The following is a 16,030-nucleotide window of genomic DNA, read 5'->3' as shown; positions in this document are numbered from 1 at the left end:
CTGTGTGTGTGCCCCATGAGATCCCGCTGCGAACGATGCGGTCGGACATGGACAGAGGAGGGCTGACCAGGGTATTGCAGCGCTCGCCGCAATGGCGCATGGTGGCCCAAACACTGTTGTGTCTGCCATCCCGGGCCGTTACGGCGCAGGCACCCGCCAGACGATGTCTTTCACCTGGATTTTGCGCGGGATGATGCCCAGCGCGTGAAAGGTGTCGGCCAGTTGCTGCTGCTGGGTTATGTGCGACTCCGTCACGGGGCCCAGTGAGAACTCGGCGCGCGCGAACGCGGTGGTCCAGGACTTCACATCAATGCCCGTGGCTTCGGCGGCCAGTGCGGCCAGCTCGGCGCGGTTGTGGCCAGCCCACACGGTGGTTTTGCCGATTTCTTCGAGAGCGGCTGACAGGGCCGCCGGGTATTGCGTGGCAAAGCTGCGTGATGCGATGTAGTAGGACGAACTGGCCAGGCGCCTGTCCGACGTGTCGGCGATCACGCGGGCGCCGTAGCGCTCCACCGCGATGGCGTAGTACGGGTCCCACACCACCCAGGCGTCGATGTTGCCGCCGTTGAATGCCGCCGTGGCGTCGGCCGGAGACAGGTAAGTGGGCACGATGTCGTCGAACTTCAGGCCCGCCAGGGCCAGCGCCCGCACCGTGACGTTGTGTGCGCTGGAGCCTCTGCCAAACGCCACCTTTTTGCCCCGGAGATCGGTCAGGCTATGGATGGGCGAGTTGCGCGGAACCAGCACCGCACTGTGGCTGGAGGGCGAGGCGGCGGCGTACACCAGGTTGGCGCCGCCTGCCTGCGCGAAGATGGGCGGCGTGTCACCGACCGAGCCCAGGTCCACGGCGCCGGCGCCCAGTGCCTCCAGCAGGGGCGGACCGAACTGGAATTCAATCCACTTCACGCTGGCGACGCCCAGCGCTTTGAGCCGGGCTTCAATCACCTGCTGCTTCTTGGCAAGCACCAGGATGGCCGAGCCTTTCTGGAAGCCGATCCGGACCTCCTTGGGCAGGGCACCCTGGGCTCGCGCATGCAAGCCCGACAGGGTGGCCAGTGCCGCGAGTCCGGCACTGAAGGTTCGGCGATTGATCATTTTTTGCATGGAGGGTTCCTCGTCGTTGGTCGGCGCACTCCCAAGGGAGATGCAGTCAAAGAACTACAGGCAGGTTCCTGGTGCGCGTTGGGTGGCGTCGGTTGTGCAGGAAACCGTTCGGCATGGGTGTGCAGCGTAGGCGTGAGTGGAGCCGGTGTCGAATGCGCAAAGTGCAGATGCTTATGCGAAGCGTGGTGTGAACTCTGGGGTGAGCGCACGGGCAAACGGGCGCAGGTGCCCTGCGCAGCGTGGCATGGGCGCGTGCCGGTGCCTGCGGCATACGCCACCCGGCGTATTTCCGATCGGGGGTGCAGTCTCCAGAATCCATTCCATCGACCGAGCAAAGCCCCATTCGGGGTCATCGGGCGAAACGGTTTGAAACCACCACTGGAGAAGCACACATGCAACGTCGTCATTCCCTCAAGGCCCTCGCGGCCGTCGCTACGCTCGCTGGCCTGTCTGCGCTGCCAGCCCATGCGCAGGAGACCATCAAGGTCGGCATCCTGCACAGCCTGTCGGGCACCATGGCCATCTCTGAGACCGTGCTGAAAGACACCGTGCTCATGGCGATCGACGAGATCAATGCCAAGGGCGGCGTGCTGGGCAAGAAGCTCGAACCCGTGGTGGTGGACCCGGCCTCCAATTGGCCCCTGTTCGCTGAAAAGACCAAACAGCTGCTGGGCCAGGACAAGGTCTCGGTCATCTTCGGCTGCTGGACCTCGGTGTCGCGCAAGTCGGTGCTGCCCGTCGTGGAAGAAATGAACGGCCTGCTGTTCTACCCCGTGCAGTACGAGGGTGAAGAGCTGTCCAAGAACGTGTTCTACACCGGCGCAGCGCCCAACCAGCAAGCCATCCCCGCTGTGGACTACCTGATGAGCAAGGACGGCGGCGGTGCCAAGCGCTGGGTGCTGCTGGGTACCGACTATGTGTACCCCCGCACCACCAACAAGATCCTGCGCGCCTACCTCAAGTCCAAGGGCGTGAAGGACAGCGACATCGACGAGAAGTACACCCCGTTCGGCCACGCTGACTACCAGACCATCGTGGCCGACATCAAGAAGTTCAGCCAGGGCGGCAAGACGGCGGTGGTCTCCACCATCAACGGCGACTCGAATGTGCCCTTCTACAAGGAACTGGGCAACGCAGGCCTGAAGGCCAAGGACGTGCCGGTGGTCGCGTTCAGCGTGGGCGAAGAAGAACTGCGCGGCGTGGACACCAAGCCGCTGGTGGGCCACCTGGCTGCCTGGAACTACTTCCAGTCCATCAAGAGCCCGGCCAACACCGAGTTCATCAAGAAGTGGAGCGACTACGCCAAGGCCAAGGGCATTGCCGGCCACAAGGACAAGCCGCTCACCAACGACCCGATGGAAGCCACCTACATCGGCATCAACATGTGGAAGCAAGCGGTTGAAAAGGCCAAGAGCACGGACGTGGACAAGGTCATCGCCGCCATGGCCGGCCAGACCTTCAAGGCGCCGTCGGGCATCGTGAGCAAGATGGACGAGAAGAACCACCACCTGCACAAGAGCGTGTTCATTGGCGAGATCAAGGCCGATGGCCAGTTCAACGTGGTGTGGAAGACCCCCGGCCCCGTGAAGGCCAAGCCATGGTCTCCGTACATCGAAGGCAACGACAAGAAGAAGGACGAACCCGAGAAGAAGTAAGGCTCCTCCTGAGCGGCTGCGCCGCTTCTTCCTCTCTCACGCTGCGCATGGGAGGGGGACGCCCCCAGCGCACGCAAGCGAAGCGCCGCATGCGCGGCTTGGCGGCCCTTGCGCGGGGGGCACTGGTCTGGGCTGTGCGCGTCGCACAGGCCGACCGCTTTTTGACCCACTGGCCCTTCCATGCTTTCCTCATTTTTCCCCCGCCTGATTGCCTGCGTTCTGTTGTGTGCAACGGTTCAGGCGCACGCCCTTACTGCCGAGCAGGCTCTGGCCATGGCCGCTGGCGAGACCGACGACCGTGTGGCCGCCGTGCAGCAGGCCGTGGTGGAGCCCGGCGAACGCACTGCCGCCTTCCTGCAGGCGCTGGCGGAAGATGCGGTGAAAGTGGCCGACGGCAAGGCGCTGATCGTGCAGGGCGACAAGGGCATCGACCCTGTGACCGGTGCCGAGGTGCCCGTGCCCGCCGATGCCGAAGACATCATCAACAACAACCGCATGCGCGGCGAGATCGATACGGCCCTGGCGGGCCTGGCGCTGTTTGGCAAGGACGAAACCCAGCGCATGGCCGCCGCCAAGGCCCTGACCAAGGAGCCTGATGCGGGCCGCCTGCCATTGCTGGACAAAGCCCTGGCGCAGGAAAGCAACGACAAGATCAAAACACAGCTGGGGCTGGCGCGTGCCGCCACGCTGCTGGGCAGTGACGACGCAGCGCAGCGCATTGCTGCAGCCCAGGCGCTGTCGCTCAGCGCCACGCCCGACACGCGGCTGCTGCTTAACGAGCGCGTCACCATCGAAGAAGACACCAAGGTCAAGGCGGCCCTGCAAGCCGCGCTCAAAGCCATTGACGGCCAGCTGGCCTGGGGCGAGCGCCTGGGCGCTGCGTTCTCGGGCATCAGCCTGGGCTCCATCCTGCTGCTCGTCGCCTTGGGTCTGGCCATCACCTACGGCCTGATGGGCGTGATCAACATGGCCCATGGCGAGCTGATGATGATTGGCGCCTACGCCACCTATGTGGTGCAAGGCATCTTCCAGAAGTATTTTCCGGGCGCGTTCGACTGGTACCTGGTGGCCGCACTGCCGCTGGCGTTTGGCGCATCCGCCGCCGTGGGCGCGGTGCTGGAGCGCGGCGTGCTGCGCTTTCTGTATGGCCGCCCGCTGGAGACTCTGCTGGCCACCTGGGGCATCAGCCTGGTGCTGATGCAGCTGGTGCGCACGATTTTTGGTGCGCAGAACGTGGGCGTGGAAAACCCCGCGTGGATGAGCGGTGGCGTGCAGGTGCTCTCCAACCTCACACTGCCCTACAACCGCCTCGTCATCATCGGCTTTGCCATTGCCGTGCTGCTGGGTATGGGCTACCTGATTGGCCGCACACGCCTGGGCCTGTTTGTGCGCGGCGTCACGCAAAACCGCCCCATTGCCTCGTGCATGGGCGTGAACACCGCCCGCATCGACACCGTGGCCTTTGCGCTGGGCTCGGGCATTGCGGGCCTGGCCGGTTGCGCGCTGAGCCAGGTGGGCAATGTGGGGCCGGACCTGGGCCAGAGCTACATTGTCGATGCCTTCATGGTGGTGGTGCTGGGCGGCGTGGGCCAGCTGGCGGGCACGGTGTATGCGGCGCTGGGCTTGGGGCTGTTGAACAAGTTCCTCGAAGGCTGGGCGGGCGCGGTGCTGGCCAAGATTGCGGTGCTGGTGTTCATCATCATCTTCATCCAGAAGCGGCCCCAGGGCATCTTCGCGGTCAAGGGGCGGAGTGCCGACGCATGACAACCACTGGCTCCTCTTCATCTCCTCTGTCCCAGCCCTTGACCGTTCAGGCTGAGCCTGTCGAAGCCCGGCCCGGCACTTCGACAAGCTTAGTGCGAACGGACGGGGGTGTGCATCAGCCCGTTTTGCAAGGCCGTCCCGTGACCCCATCTCCTGTCGTTTTGCCCGCACCGGCACCGCTGCTCACGCGCGGTGGCTGGTCGGCCTTCATCGTGGCGCTCATCGTGGTGTGCGCCGTGGCCCCCGTGCTCAACCTCTGGGTGCCCGCAGGCAGCATGTTCCACCTGTCGGACTACGCCGTGGCGCTGCTCGGCAAGATCATGTGCTACGCCATCTGTGCGCTGGCCATGGACCTGATCTGGGGCTACACCGGCATCCTGAGCCTGGGCCACGGCCTGTTCTTTGCGCTGGGCGGCTACGTGATGGGCATGTACCTCATGCGCCAGATCGGCCGCGACGGCAACTACAAAAGCGACCTGCCCGACTTCATGGTGTTCCTCGACTGGAAGGAGCTGCCCTGGCACTGGGCGCTGTCCGACAGCTTTGTGGCCACGCTAATCCTCATCGTGGCCGTGCCGGGCGTGATCGCGTTTGTGTTCGGCTACTTCGCCTTTCGCTCGCGCATCAAGGGCGTGTACTTCTCCATCATCACGCAGGCCATGACGTATGCGGCCATGCTGCTGTTCTTTCGCAACGAGACGGGCTTTGGTGGCAACAACGGCTTTACCGACTTCAAGCGCATCCTGGGCATGCCCATCGCCACACAGAACATGCGCATGACGCTGTTCGTGCTCACGGGGCTCACCTTGCTCGGGTTCTTCCTCATGGCCCGCTGGCTGGTGCGCAGCAAGTTTGGCCGCGTGCTGCAGGCCGTGCGCGATGCCGAAACGCGGGTCATGTTCTCGGGCTACTCGCCGCTGCCCTACAAGCTCACCATCTGGACCATCAGCGCCATGATGTGCGGCGTGGCGGGCGCCCTGTATGTGCCCCAGGTCGGCATCATCAACCCCGGCGAAATGAGCGCCGCCAACTCCATCGAGATCGCCGTCTGGGCGGCCGTGGGTGGCCGCGCCACGCTGATCGGGCCCATCGTGGGCGCGTTCATCGTCAATGGTGCCAAGAGCTGGCTCACGGTGACGGCGCCGGAGTTCTGGTTGTACTTTCTGGGCGCGCTGTTCATTGCGGTCACGCTGTTCCTGCCCGATGGTGTGGTGGGCCTGGCGAAGAAGCTGAAGAAGAAGAACAACAAGAAGACCGAAGGAGCCGCGCCATGACGCCTGATCTGATGGACGAAGGCGCGCGGCGCATTCAGACCCGGCTGACACCCACTGCGCAGGGCCAGACGGAATCCGGCGGCCGGGCTGCAGGCTTCTCGCGCATTGCTACGCCGGGCGAGGTCGATGTGACCCACGGCCGCATCTTGTACCTCGAAGACGTGCATGTGAGCTTTGACGGCTTCAAGGCCATCAACGGCCTGAGCCTGGACATCGCCCCCGGCGAGCTGCGCTGCATCATCGGCCCCAACGGTGCGGGCAAGACGACGATGATGGACATCATCACCGGCAAGACCCGGCCGCAAAAAGGCACGGTGTTCTTTGGCTCAACGATTGACCTGCTGCGCCACAACGAGCCCGAGATTGCCAGCCTGGGCATTGGCCGCAAGTTCCAGAAGCCCACGGTGTTCGAGCAGCTCAGCGTGTTCGAAAACCTGGAGCTGGCCTTGAAGACCCACAAGGGCGTGAAGTCGAGCATGTTCTTCAAGCTCGACTCCGCGCAGTCGGACCGGCTGGCCGAGATCCTGCACACCATTCACCTGGCCGACAGCGTCACGCGGCAGTCGGGCAACCTGAGCCACGGGCAAAAGCAGTGGCTGGAGATTGGAATGCTGCTGATGCAGGACCCTAAGCTGTTGCTGCTGGACGAGCCGGTGGCGGGGATGACGGATGAGGAAACGGCGCGGACTGCGGAGTTGTTCCTCACGCTCAAGGGCAAACATTCGCTCATGGTGGTGGAGCATGACATGGGCTTTATCCGCACCATTTCGGAGAAGGTGACGGTGCTGTGCGATGGGTCGGTGCTGGCCGAAGGCACGCTCGACCAGGTGCAGGCCGACGAGCGCGTGATCGAGGTGTACCTCGGCCGGTGAAAGTATTCACTATTAAAAATATAGCTGCCGGTGCTTATTCAAAGGGCGCTAGCGGCCAAAAACACTCCAAGTCACCATGCTCACCGTCCAGAACATCAACCAGTACTACGGCGGCTCCCACATCCTGCGTGACGTGAGCCTCACCGCTACCCCCGGCAAGGTCACCGTGCTGCTCGGCCGCAATGGCGTGGGCAAGACCACGCTGCTCAAAAGCCTCATGGGCCTGGTACCCATCAAGAGCGGCTCCATCCAGTTTGACGGCAAGGCCATCGACAAGGCCACCCCCTACGACCGCGCGCGCGCAGGCATCGGCTTCGTCCCCCAAGGCCGCGAAATCTTCGGGCGTCTGACGGTGGAAGAAAACCTGCGCATGGGCTTGGCCTACAAAAGCGGCTCCACCCCGGTGCCGCCCCAACTGTACGAGTTGTTTCCCGTGCTCAAGCAGATGCTCAAGCGCCGGGGCGGAGACCTGTCGGGCGGACAACAGCAGCAACTGGCCATCGCCCGTGCCTTGGCCCCAGGTCCACGTTTGCTCATCCTGGACGAGCCCACCGAGGGCATCCAGCCCAGCATCATCAAGGACATCGGCCGTGTGATCCGTATGCTGGCCGATCAGGGCGAGATGGCCATTCTGCTGTGCGAGCAGTACTACGACTTTGCGCAGGAACTTGCCGACGACTACCTGGTGATGGAGCGCGGCGAGGTCATCGCACGCGGCCCCGGCAGCGAGATGGAGTCCAAAGGCATTCGCAACCTGGTGGCGATCTGACGGATTCATTCACATCGGCGGCTTCGCACTTCATATTGCTTTGTTCCCCTCGAAGCCACAGGCCGCAGACGCGTACCAGAGAACTCGAGATGGAGGTGACAGGTTCCGCCAGGGGCACCGGATACGGCTGGACATTTCCACCAGCAACTTCCCCGGGTTCGACGTCAATCCCAACACCGGCGCCCCGGAGGCGAGCCCAGGGCCCCGTGCGGTGGCGCGCAACAGCGTGCATACCGGGGGAGGCCGGGCATCCCGTCTGGTGTTGCCCTGGGTGAAGAGCCCTTGACCCACACGGAGCGGCCTCAGGTGCGGACCGGAACGGAACCCGCGCGCCTCCAGCGCGCAACGCTTTCCATGATGAGTACCGTACACAGCATCCAGGTGCTGCCCAGCAGCCAGCCTGCGAGGACGTCACTGGCGTAGTGCACATGCAGCACCACACGGCTCCATCCGGTGGTGAAGATGAGTGCGCCCGCCACCATCGCGGCGGGCAGGTGCCAGGCACGGGGCAGCAGCCGCGTGGCCAGGTAGGCCAGCATGGCGTACGCCACCATCGAAGCGCTGCTGTGACCGCTGGGAAAGCTGTAGCCGCTGGCCTCGGCAATGCCGTGGGTGTGTTCGGGGCGCACCCGCTCGAAGAGGTTTTTCAATACCCTGGTCAGTGCTCCGTTACCTGCCAGGGCCACGAGCCAGCCCAAGGCCAGCAGCCGATGCTGGTACAGCCACAGCGCGGCAGCCACCCCCAGCGCCAGCGCGGTCAGCACCCAGGTGTCACCCAGGTGGGTGAGTGCGGCAAACCACTGCAGCACGGCGGCCGATGCTTGGGTTTGCAGGCCGGTGGCCAAGACGTCGTCCAGTACGCCCCATGGCCCCAGGGTGCGCCCGCTCTCGGCCAGGCCTGCCATCGCGATGCCAGCCAGCACCAGGGTGCAGGCCGATGCGGCCATGGCTGCCAGCATGATCCAGTGCGCTTGCGCTGGCACCACACGGCGCAGCGGTGGGCCCGCATGGCGGCGCAGTCTGCGCAGGCCGGCCAGTGCGGCGATGCCCAGCAGCGCGCAGACCAGCATGCCAGCCATCCACCAGCCCAAGGGGGACTGTGCGAGCAGGGTGCCGGCCTGGGTGGCTGCGGATACGCCGGAGGTCATCGTCATGGTGAGAAGGTGTTGTTGTTTCAGGTTGCGCGCTGTAGGTCACGCACAGAGAGACGCCGGGGTTTGTACCGAAGTTCCCAGCACCCCGCACGCGGGTGGGTGTATTGCGCGGTACTTGCGGGTGTCGGCGGAGGCTGACAGTTAAAGGGCATGGTTACCGGCGGCGCTGGGGGGCACTGGCTGCGAGCATGGGGCCCCTGCAGCCCGCGAAGAACAGGTCGCGCGGTGCTGCTGGCACACTGATCCCCCGCGCTACTCCTTGCACGCTGTGGGGTTGCTCTTGTTTGCTGCAGAGTTTTTGCATGACACCTTCGGACCATTCTCTTCCTCCCCGGCCCCGAGGCCCTATCCATCTGGTGGTGCCCCAGCGGCCGGGCGCCAACCTGGACCTGCTGCGTGCCAAGTTGGAGGGGGTACCCGCCTTGCAGGCCCACGATGTGGTGTGGCATGTGCCTGACCGCCGTGGCGACATCGTGCAGCTGGCCGACGATGCGGCGCGGTCTGCCCATGCTGACGGTGGGCTGGTGGTGGCTGCTGGTGGCGATGGCACCATCAACGCCGTGGCATCGGCAGCACTGCGTGAGGGGGTACCGCTGGGTGTGGTGCCTATGGGTACGTTCAACTATTTCAGCCGTGAGCATGGCCTGGCCATGGACCCGGAGACCGCTGTGCAAGACCTGCTGCAGGCGCTGCATGCGGGCGACCTGCGGCCGGTGCAGGTGGGGTTTGTCAACCGCCGCATGTTTGTCGTCAACGCCAGCGTAGGCCTGTACCCCAAGCTGCTGGCTGACCGCGAAATGGCCTCGCGCCGCTTTGGCCGCAAGCGCTGGGTGGCGGTGCTGTCATCGGTGTGGAGCATGTTCCGCCCGGCATCCAGCCGCCGCTGGCGCGTGGTGATGAAAACCCACCAGGGCGCAGAGGAGCGTCAAGAAGAGCATTTGGTTACCACCCTGTTCGTCGGCAATAACCCCTTGCAGCTGGACCGCATGGGCCTGCCGCAGGCGCAGAAGGTGGCCGATGGCGGGCATCTTGCCGTGGTGATGCTCAAGCCGCAGGGGCGCTGGGCCATCGCCCGCACCGTGTGGAATGCGGCCACCGGCCAGTTGCACAAAGACAATGCGGTGGTCAGCATGGCCTGCACTGAGTTGACCGTAGCGCCAGCCAGCTGGCGTCCGCCCCAGGTCAAAGTGGCATTTGATGGGGAGCGCGAGTGGATGGCGCCGCCGCTGCATTTCCGGCTGAGTGCACGACCTCTGTGGCTGGTGGCACCGCATACGCTGGCGTCTCATGGCACGCACCGGCCAGGGGTGGCGGAGTCTGGCCCCGGACCTGATCCCGGACCTGATGGGTTACCCGCATGATGGAGTGGCGATACTGCCGACTCATACCCCTGAGCCTGTTGTCATGACCGTTCTGATGCACCTTTCGGACCTGCACTTCGGGGCGCACGACCCCCAGGTGTGCGCGGCTGCGTTGCGGTTGGCACAGCGGCTGGATGTGTCGATGGCAGTGGTGTCGGGCGACCTCACCCAGCGTGCCACCGCCGCACAGTTTGCGCAGGCTGCACGGTTTGTGCAGGGCTTGCACGCGCGCAACACCCTGGTGCTGGCGGGGAACCATGATGTGCCGCTCTTTGCGTGGTGGATGCGCTGGGGTCGGGCCTACCAGCGCTATGCCCACCAGTTTGGATGGGAACAGGAGCCCGTGCGGCAAGCGGGTGTGTTCTATGTGGTGGGCGTCAACACCACACGACCTTGGCGACATGAGCGCGGCAGCCTTTCTTCTGCGCAGGTCGAGCAGGTGGCCCGGCTGCTGGCGCGCGCACCGCCTGGCGCATGGCCCATTGTGGCCAGTCACCACCCGCTGGTGGGGCGGGATGCCCAAGACCGCGCACACCGACCGTCGCGTGCCGACGAGGCTGTGCAACGCTGGCAGGCTGCGGGTGCGCAGATGCTGCTGTCGGGCCATGTGCACGAGCCTGCTGTCTTGCAACCCCGACCCGGCCTGTGGGTCAGCCGCGCGGGCACAGCGGTGTCGCACCGCTTGCGGCACGGCAGCCCCAACAGCCTGGTGGTGCTGAGCGTGGAGCTATCGGGCAACGCTGCGGGCATGCAGGCCCGGTATGCAGCGCGGTGGGACTATGACAGTACGGCAGGTGAGTTCTGCTGCGTGCAGCGCCAGCGTGTAGAGACCGACAACGCCAGCCAGACGTTGGGAATGGATTGACGGTGATGAATTTGGAGAGGCAGGGATCATCTGCACACGTTTCGCTCGATCCGTGAAGAGGATCTCTCGCGGTGTTGCAGTTTCGCTGACACTGGTTTCACCGGCTTGACCCGTTCACAGCGCCCGCCTATTCTGGGTGCTATTGTTTGCAGGCCCTCGGCCGGCGCGGGTGCGGTTCGTTGCCCGGTGCTGGAGGCCTGATCACCTCCAGATGCACAAAGAATTCCACCACGATGCCGTGCGCCGCCTGCAGGCGCTGATTGAGCGAGAAACTGGGGCCCCCTTGGGCGAAGCAGCGCAGGCCGAAATGGCGGACATCCTGCACGGCATGGAAAACCCCGATGGTGCCGCCGCCGATGGCTTGGCTGTGGCGCCGCGCGAGGTCACCATCCTGCTGGCCGATCTGCGCGGGTTCACAGCGCTGTCGGGCTCGCAGCCGGCATCGGTGGTCATCGCCGCGCTCAACCGCTGCCTGGCCCGACTGTCCGAGGTGGTGTTCAAGTACCAGGGCACCATCGACAAGTTCATGGGCGACTCCATCATGGTGCTGTTTGGCGCCCCAGTGGCCCGCGACGACGATGTGGACCGTGCGCTGCTGTGTGCGGTGGAGATGCAGATCGCCATGCGCGAGCTGAACCTTGCGCACCTGAGCGAGCGGCTGCCGGAGGTGTTTCTGGGCATCGGCGTGAACACGGGCACCGTGATGGCCGGGCGCTTTGGCTCGGATGTGTATTCCGAATACACGGTGATCGGCGAGGCCGTGAACCTGGCTTCGCGCATCGAGGCGCTGAGCCTGCGGGGCCAGGTGCTCATCAGCGACTCTACCTACCAGCGCTGCTGGGGGCTGGTGTCGGCATCCGCGCCCATGCAGGTGTTCGTCAAGGGGCGCACGCAACCCGTCAGCCTGCGCGAGCTGATCGCCATCCCTTCGCACAAGCTCAAGGTGCCCCGCCAGGAGTTCCGCCGCAGCCACCGCGTGGACGCGCGCCTGCCCTGCCTGTGCCAGCGCATGCAGGACAAGATCGTGGTGCCCCACATCGTGCACGGCGCCATCCGCGACATTGGCTACCACGGCCTGCTGGTGGAGCTGATCGAGCCGCTGGAACCCCACAGTGAGATCAAGCTGGAGTTTGAACTGCCGCTGGTGGACTACCGCGTGGCCGATGTGTATGCCCGCGTCATCACCCTCAAGCAAGAGGGCGACGAATGGGTGGCTGGGCTGGAGTTCACCTCCATCAGCGCCGAGTGCCGCGCCAAGGTGCAGATGTTCGTGCAGCTGCTGGTGGCGCACTGACGCGCGCGCACACCCCACCGCTGGCCGTTCAGCATCCCAGCAGGCTGGCCAGATCGGTCAGGTCCTTGGCATGCAAGTCATTGCCCGGCTGCGGCGACACATCCTTGGGCTGTGCCACGCCAAACTCGTGTGGCCGTTCGATGTACGCCGTGCGCAGGCCACAGCCCTGCGCAGCGGCCAGGTCGTCGTGGTGCGCTGCCACCAGCGCCACCTGGTGTGGCGGCAGGTCAAACACGCGCGCCACGCCCAGGTAGGTGTCGGGATGCGGCTTGTAGGCCTTGAACACCTCGGCGCTCAACACACAGTCCCAAGGCAACCCGGCGCGCTTGGCCATGTGGGTCAGCAGGCCGATGTTGCCGTTCGATAGCGTAGTGATGGTGTAGCGCTGCTTGAGCCGCGTCAGGCCCTGCACGCTGTCGGGCCAGGCATGGAGTCGGTGCCACACGCGGTTGAGGTGGTGGCGCTCGGCCTCGCCCAGGTGTGCCAGCCCAAAGCGCGGAAGGATCTCGTCCAGGATCTGCCGGTGCAGGGCATCGATCAGCGTCCAGCCCTGTTCGCCGCGCATCACCCGCGCCATGGCGGGCTGGTAGCCCGCGCGCCAGGCCAGTGCAAACGCATCGGCATCCACCTGGGGATAGAGGGCCCGCACCTCGCGCGCAATGCTGCCGTGCCAGTCCACCACGGTGCCAAAGATGTCGAAGGCCAGCACCTGCACCTGGGCAAAGGGGTGGTCGGCAGGCAGGGCAGAGGTGCTGTTTGGAGCAAAGGTGTTCATGCGCCCATCGTAGAGGGGGCGGCGAGCCCTCGTCCCGACTGCGGCATTGCCGCCACACTGCGCATAAAGGGCTGGAGTGCTGCCCGCAGCTTGCGCTACATTGGCTGTGGGCCGGCCTTTCTGCCAGCCACGTCGCTCGGACGGTTCCGGGCGCTTACGTGAAAGTCACACCGCATGTCTGCATCGCAGGGCAATCGCCGTTTTGCGCGCATCGATCGCCTCCCTCCCTACGTCTTCAACATCACGGCCGAGCTCAAGCTGGCCGCCCGCCGCCGGGGCGAAGACATCATCGACATGAGCATGGGCAACCCCGACGGGGCCACGCCACCGCACATTGTCGCCAAGCTCACCGAAGTGGCCCAGCGGCCCGACACCCACGGCTACAGCGCCAGCAAAGGCATCCCGCGCCTGCGCCGCGCCATCAGCCACTGGTACAAAGACCGCTACGCGGTGGACATCAACCCCGATACCGAGGCCATCGTCACCATCGGCTCCAAGGAGGGCCTGGCCCACCTCATGCTGGCCACGCTGGACCGGGGCGACACCGTGCTGGTGCCCGACCCCAGCTACCCCATCCACATTTACGGTGCGGTGATTGCCGGTGCCGACATCCGCAGCGTGCCCGTGGCGCCCGATGTGGACTTTTTTGCTGAGCTGGAAAAGGCCATCCGCGGCAGCTACCCCAAGCCCAAGATGATGATCTTTGGCTTTCCCAGCAACCCCACGGCGCAGTGCGTGGACCTGAGCTTCTTCGAGCGCGTGATTGCCCTGGCCAAGAAGCACGACATCCTGGTGGTGCACGACCTGGCCTACGCCGATATCGTGTACGACGGCTACCGCGCGCCCAGCATCATGGAAGTGCCCGGCGCCAAGGATGTGGCGGTGGAGTTCTTCACGCTCAGCAAAAGCTACAACATGGCCGGCTGGCGCGTGGGCTTCATGGTGGGCAACCCCGACCTGGTGGCCGCGCTGGCCCGCATCAAGAGCTACCACGACTACGGCACCTTCACGCCCTTGCAGGTGGCCGCCATTGCCGCGCTGGAGGGTGACCAGCAGTGTGTGAAAGACATCGCCGCCCAGTACCAGCGCCGCCGCGACGTGCTCTACAAGGGCCTCACCGAAGCTGGCTGGGCCGTGGACTGCCCCAAGGCCAGCATGTACATCTGGGCCCGCATCCCCGAGCCCTATCGCGCGCTGGGCTCGCTGGAGTTTGCGCGGCAACTGCTGGACAAGGCCAAGGTGTGTGTGTCGCCAGGCATCGGCTTTGGCGACCAGGGGGACGAGTATGTGCGCTTTGCGCTGATCGAGAACGAGGCGCGGATTCGGCAGGCGGTGCGGGGGATTCGGGGGATGTTCAAGGCGGATGGGTTGCTGAAAGCGCCGGCATCGACCTCCGAACTTTGACTTTTTTCAAGTTTCGGGTTCACCTTCGAGCGATCTAGTAGTCGCGTTTCACTGAGCGACCACTGCCATATCCGGTTCGGGGGGCGGTGGTCTTCAGGGTTGTCCATTTCCCCGGGGCCGTGCTTCAAATGCAACCTTGAAATGCTCACCGCGGCGATTCTGTGACGCGTACTGCATTGGTAGTATCGAAACCTCGTCTCCAAAACTATCTATCGCTACCAATGTTTCCGAGCGGACTTGACAGAAAGGAACTCCATGCGCGGCCGGTGTTCAGAGGACTTATGGTCCTGCTCCTAGTGGCAATGGCGGGTATGCTGATTTTCGGATCAATACCGCTGCTCATGACTCCTGGCCCGGTAGAGGTCGTGTGTCCGGTGCAACCCCGCAAGTTTGTATGCGAACTGGGTGCCGCCGTCGTCCGGTCAATACCCTTCGGCGCACAGCGAACTGTGTTGGGCGTCTCCGGTGTTGCCGCAACCTTTGGCATTGTTGTGTTGGTTTGGATGATCGTCTGGCGCAAGAAAGAATAAGAGATTGCTTGCGCCGGCTGTTCGCGTGAAATGCGGGTGCCTTATCTGGTTCTCAGGGATGAGCCTAGACCATCTCATCCTCTAGGTTCATTCACTACCGCCCGCCTTGGGCGACCTTGGAGCGCTTTCCCAAATCAGCCCTGCGCCAAAGCTGAATATCACGAGCAACACGCCGTACCACCCGGTGAACCAACTGATGTTTGTAGCCAAAAAAACGGCTGAAATCAGCGCAAAAAGCACCGCGAGTCCAATGCGCCAGTGAAACGCCAACATCGTGATCAGTTCAAAAAGGGCGTCCATACAACCTTTCAATTCAACCGGATTGTCGTCGGCCACAAGCGCTGCCTCACGCGGCCCACCTACATCGCCCATATCCTAGGCGCCTCCCCCTCCAGCCCCCACAACACCTCCCGCCAGGCCACCCGCACTGCCTTGAGCAGTTTCATCGCGGGCTCCACCTGCGGTGCCAGTACGCGCACCACCACCATGCGGTCGTTGGGGCTGGTGGCGCCTGCAGTGGCCTTGACTTGGGGGTGCTGATCCATCACCGCGCGGGCCGCGTCCAAGGCCGCGTCGCGGCGCGTGCGGTCAAGTGGGCTGCCTGCGGCAAAGAACATGCTGGCCATGCAACGGTGGCCCGCTAAACCCAAGGGGCTGCTCAGCAGCCGGTCATCGGCGGCGTCGATCACGCAGCGCTCCAGCCACAGGCCGGGCACTTCGAGGTGCTGGGTGAAGCGGCCTTGTTCGAATGGCTGGCCCGCGTGGGGCAGGCCCAGCGCGGTCACGTCCCAGGCGATGCATTCGGCGCCGGGGGCGAGGTTCAACGTGAGGTGGTTTTCAGCGTGGCAGGCGCTGTAGCACAGGGCTTCGAGCGGCAGCCATTCCAGGCGTGCGCCTTCGGCCAGGGTGAGGTGGCTGCGTTGCAGCGCCAGCGGGCCGGTGGAGCGGTAAAAGCGCGTGGCACCGGGCGTGGTGACCAGGCCATGGGCGCCGGGGCCGACGGTGGTGGTGATGTCCAGCGTGTCGCCGCCCACCAGGCCGCCGGGCGGGTGCACCAGCACGTTGTGGCAGATGGCGTCGCCCTCGGGGTACAGGCTTTGCAGGATACGCAGCGGCCCGTTGTGTTCGTAGCGGGCTACCGTGCGGGCGCTATGTTCTGCCGTGTAGTCGAGCTGAAGGCGGGCGTGCCAGGGCATGTTGTATTGGTAT

General features: G+C 64.6%; 14 protein-coding genes and 1 pseudogene. 10 read left to right on the top strand and 5 right to left on the bottom strand.

Features of this window, described 5'->3' with window-relative positions:
* Positions 1 to 138 precede the first annotated feature (138 nt).
* Positions 139 to 1,104: an aliphatic sulfonate ABC transporter substrate-binding protein gene (locus J8G26_RS04710; protein WP_210568125.1), complete on the bottom strand. Its 966-nt coding sequence runs from the start codon at positions 1,102 to 1,104 to the stop codon at positions 139 to 141.
* A gap of 392 nt (positions 1,105 to 1,496) precedes the next feature.
* On the opposite strand from J8G26_RS04710, the gene urtA reads away from it, so the two are divergent.
* From urtA to J8G26_RS04680, 6 genes and pseudogenes are all read left to right on the top strand, one after another.
* Positions 1,497 to 2,759 carry an urea ABC transporter substrate-binding protein gene (urtA, locus tag J8G26_RS04705; RefSeq protein ID WP_210568124.1) on the top strand — a complete coding sequence of 421 codons (1,263 nt, stop codon included), beginning with the start codon at positions 1,497 to 1,499 and terminating at the stop codon, positions 2,757 to 2,759.
* A gap of 180 nt (positions 2,760 to 2,939) precedes the next feature.
* Positions 2,940 to 4,523 (top strand): urea ABC transporter permease subunit UrtB, encoded by a 1,584-nt coding sequence (gene urtB, locus J8G26_RS04700; protein WP_210568123.1) that lies wholly within the window; start codon positions 2,940 to 2,942, stop codon positions 4,521 to 4,523.
* Between the two features lie 140 nt (positions 4,524 to 4,663).
* Entirely contained in the window at positions 4,664 to 5,797 is a 1,134-nt protein-coding gene (gene urtC / locus J8G26_RS04695; protein ID WP_210568122.1) for an urea ABC transporter permease subunit UrtC, read from the top strand.
* Entirely contained in the window at positions 5,794 to 6,669 is an 876-nt protein-coding gene (gene urtD / locus J8G26_RS04690) for an urea ABC transporter ATP-binding protein UrtD (RefSeq protein ID WP_087747183.1), read from the top strand. The genes urtC and urtD overlap by 4 nt, the downstream gene beginning before the upstream one ends.
* Positions 6,670 to 6,745: 76 nt before the next feature.
* On the top strand, positions 6,746 to 7,438 hold the full coding sequence (urtE, locus tag J8G26_RS04685; RefSeq protein WP_210568121.1) for an urea ABC transporter ATP-binding subunit UrtE: 693 nt from the start codon (positions 6,746 to 6,748) through the stop codon (positions 7,436 to 7,438).
* Positions 7,439 to 7,535: 97 nt separating this feature from the next.
* Positions 7,536 to 7,724: pseudogene (locus tag J8G26_RS04680) on the top strand (CocE/NonD family hydrolase C-terminal non-catalytic domain-containing protein); the annotation flags it as partial.
* Positions 7,725 to 7,740: 16 nt separating this feature from the next.
* Here the strand turns inward: J8G26_RS04680 and J8G26_RS04675 are convergent.
* On the bottom strand, positions 7,741 to 8,592 hold the full coding sequence (locus J8G26_RS04675; RefSeq protein WP_210568120.1) for a phosphatase PAP2 family protein: 852 nt from the start codon (positions 8,590 to 8,592) through the stop codon (positions 7,741 to 7,743).
* 302 nt (positions 8,593 to 8,894) lie between these two features.
* Here J8G26_RS04675 and J8G26_RS04670 point away from each other — a divergent pair, with 302 nt between their 5' ends.
* The 3 genes from J8G26_RS04670 (at position 8,895) to J8G26_RS04660 (ending at position 12,112) form a co-directional block, all read left to right on the top strand.
* Entirely contained in the window at positions 8,895 to 9,953 is a 1,059-nt protein-coding gene (locus J8G26_RS04670) for a diacylglycerol kinase family protein (protein WP_210568119.1), read from the top strand.
* Between the two features lie 43 nt (positions 9,954 to 9,996).
* Positions 9,997 to 10,818, top strand: coding sequence for a metallophosphoesterase (locus tag J8G26_RS04665; protein WP_210568118.1), 822 nt, complete (start codon positions 9,997 to 9,999; stop codon positions 10,816 to 10,818).
* A gap of 211 nt (positions 10,819 to 11,029) precedes the next feature.
* Positions 11,030 to 12,112: an adenylate/guanylate cyclase domain-containing protein gene (locus J8G26_RS04660; protein ID WP_210568117.1), complete on the top strand. Its 1,083-nt coding sequence runs from the start codon at positions 11,030 to 11,032 to the stop codon at positions 12,110 to 12,112.
* Positions 12,113 to 12,140: 28 nt separating this feature from the next.
* On the opposite strand, the gene J8G26_RS04655 is transcribed toward J8G26_RS04660, so the two are convergent.
* Positions 12,141 to 12,887 (bottom strand): haloacid dehalogenase type II, encoded by a 747-nt coding sequence (locus tag J8G26_RS04655; RefSeq protein WP_210568116.1) that lies wholly within the window; start codon positions 12,885 to 12,887, stop codon positions 12,141 to 12,143.
* A 174-nt stretch (positions 12,888 to 13,061) separates the two neighbouring features.
* On the opposite strand from J8G26_RS04655, the gene alaC reads away from it, so the two are divergent.
* The gene (gene alaC, locus J8G26_RS04650) at positions 13,062 to 14,291 is read left to right on the top strand and encodes an alanine transaminase (protein ID WP_210568115.1); all 1,230 of its coding nucleotides are present in this window, start codon (positions 13,062 to 13,064) and stop codon (positions 14,289 to 14,291) included.
* A gap of 617 nt (positions 14,292 to 14,908) precedes the next feature.
* Here the strand turns inward: alaC and J8G26_RS04645 are convergent.
* Positions 14,909 to 15,193 (bottom strand): hypothetical protein, encoded by a 285-nt coding sequence (locus tag J8G26_RS04645; protein WP_210568114.1) that lies wholly within the window; start codon positions 15,191 to 15,193, stop codon positions 14,909 to 14,911.
* Positions 15,181 to 16,017, bottom strand: coding sequence for an urease accessory protein UreD (locus J8G26_RS04640; protein WP_210568113.1), 837 nt, complete (start codon positions 16,015 to 16,017; stop codon positions 15,181 to 15,183). Before J8G26_RS04640 ends, J8G26_RS04645 begins: the two co-directional genes overlap by 13 nt.
* Positions 16,018 to 16,030 lie beyond the last annotated feature (13 nt).

The sequence above is a fragment of the Acidovorax sp. JG5 genome (assembly GCF_017939685.1).
Lineage (GTDB): Bacteria > Pseudomonadota > Gammaproteobacteria > Burkholderiales > Burkholderiaceae_C > Acidovorax.
Note: the sequence above shows the minus strand (reverse complement) of the source record. Positions and strands in the feature narration are given on the sequence as shown.